This is a genomic window from Clostridium sp., from assembly GCF_016650035.1.
Lineage (GTDB): Bacteria > Bacillota > Clostridia > Clostridiales > Clostridiaceae > Clostridium_AD.
Map to the genome: position 1 here is coordinate 1 of NZ_JAENWM010000133.1, position 7199 is coordinate 7199.

The 7199-nt window shown below is 30.5% G+C and carries 9 protein-coding genes and 2 pseudogenes; 2 read left to right on the forward strand and 9 right to left on the reverse strand.

Going from position 1 to position 7199, the window contains the following annotated elements; all coding sequences use genetic code 11:
* Positions 1 to 300 precede the first annotated feature (300 nt).
* Complete coding sequence (locus JJD95_RS19035) at positions 301 to 495, reverse strand: peptidoglycan-binding domain-containing protein (protein WP_291644928.1); 195 nt, start codon at positions 493 to 495, stop codon at positions 301 to 303.
* Positions 496 to 515: 20 nt separating this feature from the next.
* On the opposite strand from JJD95_RS19035, the pseudogene JJD95_RS19040 reads away from it, so the two are divergent.
* Positions 516 to 989, forward strand: a pseudogene (locus JJD95_RS19040) (NAD(P)-dependent oxidoreductase); the annotation flags it as partial.
* Positions 990 to 1116: 127 nt separating this feature from the next.
* Here JJD95_RS19040 and JJD95_RS19045 read toward each other — a convergent pair.
* Positions 1117 to 1902: a bifunctional diguanylate cyclase/phosphodiesterase gene (locus tag JJD95_RS19045; RefSeq protein ID WP_291644913.1), complete on the reverse strand. Its 786-nt coding sequence runs from the start codon at positions 1900 to 1902 to the stop codon at positions 1117 to 1119.
* Complete coding sequence (locus tag JJD95_RS19050; protein ID WP_291644915.1) at positions 1884 to 3011, reverse strand: sensor domain-containing diguanylate cyclase; 1128 nt, start codon at positions 3009 to 3011, stop codon at positions 1884 to 1886. Before JJD95_RS19050 ends, JJD95_RS19045 begins: the two co-directional genes overlap by 19 nt.
* Positions 3012 to 3366: 355 nt before the next feature.
* Here JJD95_RS19050 and JJD95_RS19055 point away from each other — a divergent pair.
* Positions 3367 to 3537 (forward strand): annotated as a pseudogene (locus JJD95_RS19055) (DUF4317 family protein); the annotation flags it as partial.
* Between the two features lie 51 nt (positions 3538 to 3588).
* Here JJD95_RS19055 and JJD95_RS19060 read toward each other — a convergent pair.
* The 6 genes from JJD95_RS19060 to JJD95_RS19085 form a co-directional block, all read right to left on the reverse strand.
* Positions 3589 to 3735, reverse strand: coding sequence for a hypothetical protein (locus JJD95_RS19060; RefSeq protein ID WP_291644917.1), 147 nt, complete (start codon positions 3733 to 3735; stop codon positions 3589 to 3591).
* A gap of 308 nt (positions 3736 to 4043) precedes the next feature.
* Positions 4044 to 4175: a hypothetical protein gene (locus tag JJD95_RS19065; protein ID WP_291644918.1), complete on the reverse strand. Its 132-nt coding sequence runs from the start codon at positions 4173 to 4175 to the stop codon at positions 4044 to 4046.
* A gap of 70 nt (positions 4176 to 4245) precedes the next feature.
* Positions 4246 to 4491, reverse strand: coding sequence for an SHOCT domain-containing protein (locus tag JJD95_RS19070; protein ID WP_291644920.1), 246 nt, complete (start codon positions 4489 to 4491; stop codon positions 4246 to 4248).
* A 42-nt stretch (positions 4492 to 4533) separates the two neighbouring features.
* Positions 4534 to 5292, reverse strand: a complete 759-nt coding sequence (locus tag JJD95_RS19075) for a plastocyanin/azurin family copper-binding protein (RefSeq protein ID WP_291644923.1) — start codon at positions 5290 to 5292, stop codon at positions 4534 to 4536.
* Between the two features lie 326 nt (positions 5293 to 5618).
* On the reverse strand, positions 5619 to 6827 hold the full coding sequence (locus JJD95_RS19080; protein ID WP_291644925.1) for a hypothetical protein: 1209 nt from the start codon (positions 6825 to 6827) through the stop codon (positions 5619 to 5621).
* Positions 6824 to 7006, reverse strand: a complete 183-nt coding sequence (locus JJD95_RS19085; protein WP_291644927.1) for a hypothetical protein — start codon at positions 7004 to 7006, stop codon at positions 6824 to 6826. The genes JJD95_RS19080 and JJD95_RS19085 overlap by 4 nt, the downstream gene beginning before the upstream one ends.
* Positions 7007 to 7199 lie beyond the last annotated feature (193 nt).

Here is a 7199-nt window from a genome sequence, read left to right on the forward strand (position 1 = left end):
AAAATCTACAAAAAAGGGCAGTAAATGTACATATTCAATAATAAAAGGGTTAAAAATATATGAAATTGAATTGGAGAATATAGCAATATAATACTGTAAAATTCTTATATAATTTAAATAATCATGCAATTAAAAGTGCATGATTATTTAGTGTATTCAAATATAGCTATTTTTTAACAATATAAGTATATACTCATTATTTTGGTTCAATATAATTCCCAGCAAGCTAAGTATATTTAAAATAGACCTAGGTCAAATATTGAGTTGTCTTAGGTTGGCGGCTATGGGGTCAGACCCTTGTCAAAAGCTGAAACAGTTTTTGTTGCTAATGATTTCTATAGCACTTAAGCTTACTGGACCATATACACCGTCAGCAGCAATTCCTACTATCTCCTGAAATTTTTTAACGGCCCCAGCAGTAAGATTACCGTTAGCTCCATCTACCACTAATACATTATTATTAATATCTTTAATCTTCATTTTATTTAAAGAGATTTGAAGATACTTTTAAGTTTGGATTTGATATGGAAGTATTATATTATAATAGAAACAGAAAACAGGAGGCTCAGGAGAGGCTAGGAGTAAAGTATTGTGACTTTGATTCTCTTTTACGAAAATCTGACTTCATCGTAGTTATGGTTCCTCTTACAAAGGATACCTATCACCTAATAGATACTGAAGAATTTAATAAGATGAAAAATACAGCCATATTTATAAATGCATCAAGAGGAAAGATGGTTAATGAGAAGGCTTTAATAGAATCACTTGAAAATAATAAAATATATGCAGCAGGACTTGATGTGTATGAAATAGAACCAATTGATTTAGATAACCCTCTACTTAAAATGCCTAATGTAGTTACTCTACCACATACAGGTACTGCTACTAAAAAAACGCGCCTTGATATGTGCATGGTAGCTGCAGAAAACCTTATTAAAGCAGTTCTTGGTGAGACTCCCCCAAATGTTGTGCCTGAACTTAGTAAATAGAAAAATGAAAAAATAAGAATACCTAACCATAAAAAGTATCTGAATTTAACAAAGACGCCTGGCACACTTATAAAAGCGAGTTCACAAAGTGAACTTCCTTTAGTAATTTCAATGGTAAATATATCAACTATATTATTTTAAGCAACTTATTTATTTCTACTTCTGGAATTGGTTTAGATACAAGATATCCCTGAAACATATCACAGCCATGTTTCTTTAAATAATCTAATTGCTCCTTTGTTTCAACCCCTTCTCCTATAACTGTTAGCCCTAGCTTCTTCGCTAGTATAATTATAGTTCCAGTCATGCTTGTCACATCATCTTCTAACTTTATATCAGAAATAAATGATCTATCTATTTTCACTACATCAATCGGCAGTACTTTCAAATATGTAAGAGAGGAGTATCCACATCCAAAATCATCTAATGCTATCCTAATGTTATTATCTTTTAGAATATTCAACTTTTTAATAACCAAATCCATGGATTCCATTAATGCTGTTTCGGTTACTTCTATTAATAGTAATTCCGGCGGAAGTCCTACTTTTTTAAGGGCGCTTAGAACAAAGTCTGTAAAATCCTTCTGTACTAGTTGAAGAGCAGAAACATTTACTGAAACATAAAAATTTGTTGCTCCACTATCATAAACCCGTTTTGCATATTGACAGGCATTAATAATTACCCATTTACCCATTTGTATAATTTGACCACTCTCTTCAGCCTCGCCTATAAACTTATCTGGAAAAACAAGTCCCTTTTGCGGATGCATCCATCGAATTAAAGCCTCAAAACCCTTAACTTCTCCTAATACAACATCAACTATGGGCTGATAGTACAACACAAATTCATTGTTCTTTAAAGCTCTTTCTAGATCCTCTTGCATTCTAATCTTTTCTATTGCAGCATCTCCCATTGAAAGCCTATAAAAGGTATATGTGCTTTTCCATACTCTTTAGATTTGTACATAGCTGTATCAGCATTTTTAAGAAGTTCATTAAAACTTATTCCATTCTCAGGATAAATAGCAATGCCACTACTATGAGTAATATGAAACATATTTCCACCAATAGAAATAGGATTAGCTAATGACTCCAGTAAATTTTCAGAGTATATTGCTATTTCTTTCGTGCTCTCAATATCTTTAACCAAAATAATGAATTCGTCTCCTCCAAGCCTGAACGCAGTCATATTTTCATTTAGGAATTCAGTTAGCCTCTTTCCGATCTCATTTAGTAGCTTGTCCCCTGTCATATGGCCATAAGAATCATTGACCAACTTAAAGTTATCTAAATCTATAGAAATCAATGCAAATTTACCACTATACTCATTACAGCTTTTAATTTCTTCTGATACCACTTCGCGAAACATAGCTCTATTGGGAAGAGCAGTTATCGCATCGTAATATGCCATATAATTGGTTTTTTGTTGTTGCTCTTTTAGTTTAGTAATATCCGTAAAAGCTCCAAATATTTTCATAGCCCGTCCATTTTCATCGAACTCACACTTAGTATTGGACAGTACCCATTTATAGATTCCTGCTTTACTCTTTACTCTGTATTCAAAAGCTTTCACTACGATTTTCTCTTCTATTTGCTGCTTTATACCTTCTTTTACCCACTCAATATCCTCTGGATGAACTATATTAAACCAGGCATCGAATTCTTCCATTTCCCAGCCTTTATAACCAAGTATTTCATAAAGTTTTTCCGAGAAAATCCTTTTTTTATTAACCAAATCACCTTCCCAAATTATGTCCATAGTGGATTCGGCAACAACTCTATATCTTTCTTCACTTATCCAAAGTGCTTGTTGTTTTTGTGTTAGTTCATATATCTTTTGCTTTAATTCTTCATCTGATGCAGTAATTTCTTCATAAATAGCTGTAACCTCTTCATTTTTCATCCTAAACTCTTTTTCAACCCTTTTTCGATGGTAGTTCTTTTGCAAAAGAATACAAATTAACATCAAAAGAATATGGATAAACACAATTGCGAAATATATAAACCATTTAGAAACTATCATATAAAACTCCTTTTAATACATTATCTAGTTATAAATTCTGCGTAGTTACTTATTTTCCCTTCTTTTGCGTATGTTTTTTTATTATTACATTATTATTCAGAAATATTAAGATAATAAAAGACAAATGCTTAAAGATTTAAACCCGTTACTTTTTCTAAATATTTAGCAACATCTGTATTTTCTACAAGCCCAGTTAGTTTTTTAATTAATATATAACCCTTTATTTAATGCAAAAAAAATACTATAATTAACAATGATAGTATATTAATTATTGCTACAAATAAAAAATACTAAAGACAAACCACTTCAACTATAAATTCACGTAAAGTTTATCTATAAATTGAGGAGTTTACACATGAGAAAAAAAGATATACTTGAGTAAAAAAAACGTTTTAAAAAAGAACAATGCACCTCCACTAAAATCTGTGGCTGTCATGTTAATGGAGAAAAACATGCTATTTTAAAATTCAGAGAAAATTTTCAAAATTTAGCTGAAGACGAATACTTTAAATACTTAGAAATTAGCAACACTGCTTGTCCATTTCACGTCCAATCTGTGTAAGGGGTCAGACCCTTGTCAAAAGCTGAAACAGTTTTTGTTTCTAAGTATTGAAAATATATTAAACTTTTCTCCAGTTTGCTTTAATAACTCTTCGTTCTTGTTATATATCACCTTTAACTGATTGATACTATTTTTCATATTTGATAGTCTCAAATCATCCATAAATATACTCTTTTAATTATTTATGTATCCTAAACCTATATTTCTACATTAATTACCAATTCCCTCTATATAGAATAACATTTATGTCATCAAATACTAATTTGCGATTAAATGGATGAGATAAAAGCCTACTCCATAGATTTCTCTATGAAATAAGCTTTTGTTGTTATATATAATTGATTTTTAGTATCAATTTAAACTTGAAAAAATTTTAGATTAAATACAATTTGTACACACCCTCGAGTATTTATGAGCAAAGCGAATTTACTGTTATTCTTACTTCGAGAAACTTCATCATCCAATCATGATTACACTATCAAGTTCAGTCGTTCCTCCTTAACAAGCACCCCTGTGGTGTTAGCAAACAGAACTTGTCCACTAATATTGTCAATGTTATTGTACATTTCACCATTAACATCATTAACACCATAACATTTCAAACAGAATAAAAAGATGAATGGAAATTAGGTCATATCCTCCCATTCATCTTTTCTTTTAATATCCTTTATTTTATCCCTTTAAAATCATACTTCTCTTTTGATTATATTCTTCTTCTGTAATTTCGCCTCGAGCAAATCGCTCATTTAAAATATCCATGGCACTGTTACCTCTTATATTATTGTAGCGACTGCTGTTATTGGAATGCCCTTTTAATTTGTAAATAGCATATACAATAATTACAACAAGAATAATCGGTATTAACATCATAAACATTCCCCAATTACCTGCTCCATAACCAACTCCATAACCCATCATAATAAAATCCTCCTTTATATTAGTATATTGTTATTTTAGTATCTATTTAATTATAAACTTTCCATACATACCTTTTGATGCATGACTAGGATATTGACAAATGTAATAAAAATCTCCTTCTTGGATACTATTAAAAGTAGTAACTGCAGTTGGATACTTACCCACTGTGGCAGCAGGAATTGGCGTAATAAATGCATCAGGATAAATGCCACCGTCCATCATAGCCATATAATTGTAAGGTGGAGTTTCATTTGTAATTTCTACCCCATGAGGCATCCCTTCATCTTCATTAATCATTTCTAAAGAAATCTTTGCATCTTTAGGAATTTGTATGCTAGGATTAATTAAGCCACCAATAACAAATTTCCCATCCGCTATTTCAGGTCCGGCTAATAATACAATAGTTATATCTTTACCTGAAAATGAAATAGTATTATTTTCTTTATCCACTGTGGCATTTTTTAAAGAATCCTCCATATGCTTATCTGCAGTTTCTTCATCTAAGGAAGAAATATTTGTGTTTCCATTTTGAAATCCACTTCCGCCCATCATTCCTCCAAAATTATTACGCCCACTATTGTTACCATTATATCCATTCATCATTCCACCAAAATTTTGGTAATTTTGATCCTTTTCCCCTCTTTCCCTGTTAAATGGAAGATTCATCATCCCCTGATTATTAGAGTTAAGTGCAAAAGTTTCATTACGCTTTACAAATTGAAGACTCCAAGCACCATAACCAATAAGAGCACCAATAGAAATAGTTAACACTAAGCTCCAACCTATCTTTGATTTCTTCATAATATCACCCTATCCTTTCGTTTTATATAACTTCATCTTTTTCATTTCGAATCAATGAGAATTAATTCATCTTTCCTCGATATAAGTTCATTATATAAAACAATTGTGTGGCAATTATGGAGATAGCAAGCTCAGCCAAGGCCTCGCAAAGACCCCTAGGGGTAACCCGAATGGTGTCAATATTATAGACCATGAACTTTATAAAGTTGCACATCTTACTAAAATAACTTGAGTTTTTTAATATACTTTGTTATTTTCTCATTACCATTTTATTTAAGCATTCATTAGGGATGCTACATTATAAAAATATCATTAACTAAATATATCTACCCCTCATCATCAAAATCTGGATACTGCTCAGGTATTTCCCCTTTACTTTCAATAATTTCTGGATTTAATAATTTATCCTTAGTATCTCCAATATTAAAAACTTCTACATTAAATTTCCATTCATCACCATAATCAAATAAATATAGAAAGTTTTGTTTTTCATATAATTTTAACTCTCCAATTTCAACTTCATCTACAAAAGGTCCTTCATCACCATCGCACGTAAATACATTCTTTGACCACGCCTTTCCATCCATAAAAAAAGAATACATATGATCATCATCAAATTCGAAAGCATCTTGAATAGCATTATGTAGATCATAAAGTGTATAGTCTGCAGATAGCCTTATTTTTGACCATACATTTTTACCTAATGAAACTTTAAAGGTATAAATTCCATCTTTAAATTTGCTCTTACTTCTCGGCAAAGTATTCTCTAATTCTCCACTTTTAAATATTTTTTTAAATGGCACATAAAATTCTTCATCAAATGCTATCTTCCACTCACCATTTTCTTTTCTATAAGGTATATTCCATTCTTGTATATCTCTTTTTTTACATAAAATTTTAATTATTTGCAGTCCAATTTTAGACATTACGATTTCTTTCGGTAGAAATCTTCTTTTTACTCCACTTCTCAACTTTTCTTCCTCATCTTGTTTAATAGTCATAATACCCATGTATGAAAAATATAATAAAACCGTACTACAATTTCTCAAACGCCTATTTACAGAAACCGCCATATTAGCTTTGTTATTATAAATATCAATTAAAAGCTCTCTAGTATCATATTCACTAGAAATATCCCAAGTATGTAATCTTAAATCTTTGATATTGCAGTCCATCCATAAAATTTCTAATAAAAATACATATTTTTCAGTATTATTTAACTTATTAAATTTCTGAACTCTATTTGTAGATTTCAGCACCAGCTTTCCACCTTTTGCTGCTTTTTCTACAAATAATTTACCACTTACAGCTAAATTACAAAACATATTCATCAAAGGATAATCTAGTTGCCTACTTCTAGGCGTAATATCTTCTTGTTTAATACTCATCAGTTCATTCATTTCGTATAAAAATTTAGTTGCTATCTGCTTAGTTGTCTTTCCTATAGTAACTTCATTTAAGTTTAAATACTCTAGAAATCCATTAAAATCTTCTAAGAAACAGCTGATTTTTTCATCTATTGTAAATATATTCATATTTTTTTCTCCTTAAAAAAACTCTTCTTAATCTTCTCGTAATCACCTTTAAAAAAAGTACATTCTTTAATACATACTGTACATCCTTTATTTCTTGAAAAAGGAACAGCACACTTTTTATAATCAATACATTGTTTTGAACCATCATCGAACGTCACTGCTTCTTTAAATATCAGCAAGTGAGACCTTCGCTCTCACAAGGATGACTGTCACTTGCCGAAATACGGAAGCTAGTCGTAATTTTACTACGGGGTCGTACCAGCCAACTATAAAATGTAAACGAAACCTATGTTGATTGAATAAGCATAATAATTTTAACTTGTAATTAATTTGCATATGATTTTTTTACATTATTAGATATAACATTTCTTG

What these genes read in the sequence shown, in the direction of transcription:
- JJD95_RS19045 (WP_291644913.1), bottom strand. Translation starts at nt 1,902, where the DNA reads ATGGGAGATGCTGCAATAGAAAAGATTAGAATGCAAGAGGATCTAGAA.
- JJD95_RS19050 (WP_291644915.1), bottom strand. Translation starts at nt 3,011, where the DNA reads ATGATAGTTTCTAAATGGTTTATATATTTCGCAATTGTGTTTATCCAT.
- JJD95_RS19070 (WP_291644920.1), bottom strand. Translation starts at nt 4,491, where the DNA reads ATGATGGGTTATGGAGTTGGTTATGGAGCAGGTAATTGGGGAATGTTT.
- JJD95_RS19060 (WP_291644917.1), bottom strand. Translation starts at nt 3,735, where the DNA reads ATGGATGATTTGAGACTATCAAATATGAAAAATAGTATCAATCAGTTA.
- JJD95_RS19080 (WP_291644925.1), bottom strand. Translation starts at nt 6,827, where the DNA reads ATGAATATATTTACAATAGATGAAAAAATCAGCTGTTTCTTAGAAGAT.
- JJD95_RS19075 (WP_291644923.1), bottom strand. Translation starts at nt 5,292, where the DNA reads ATGAAGAAATCAAAGATAGGTTGGAGCTTAGTGTTAACTATTTCTATT.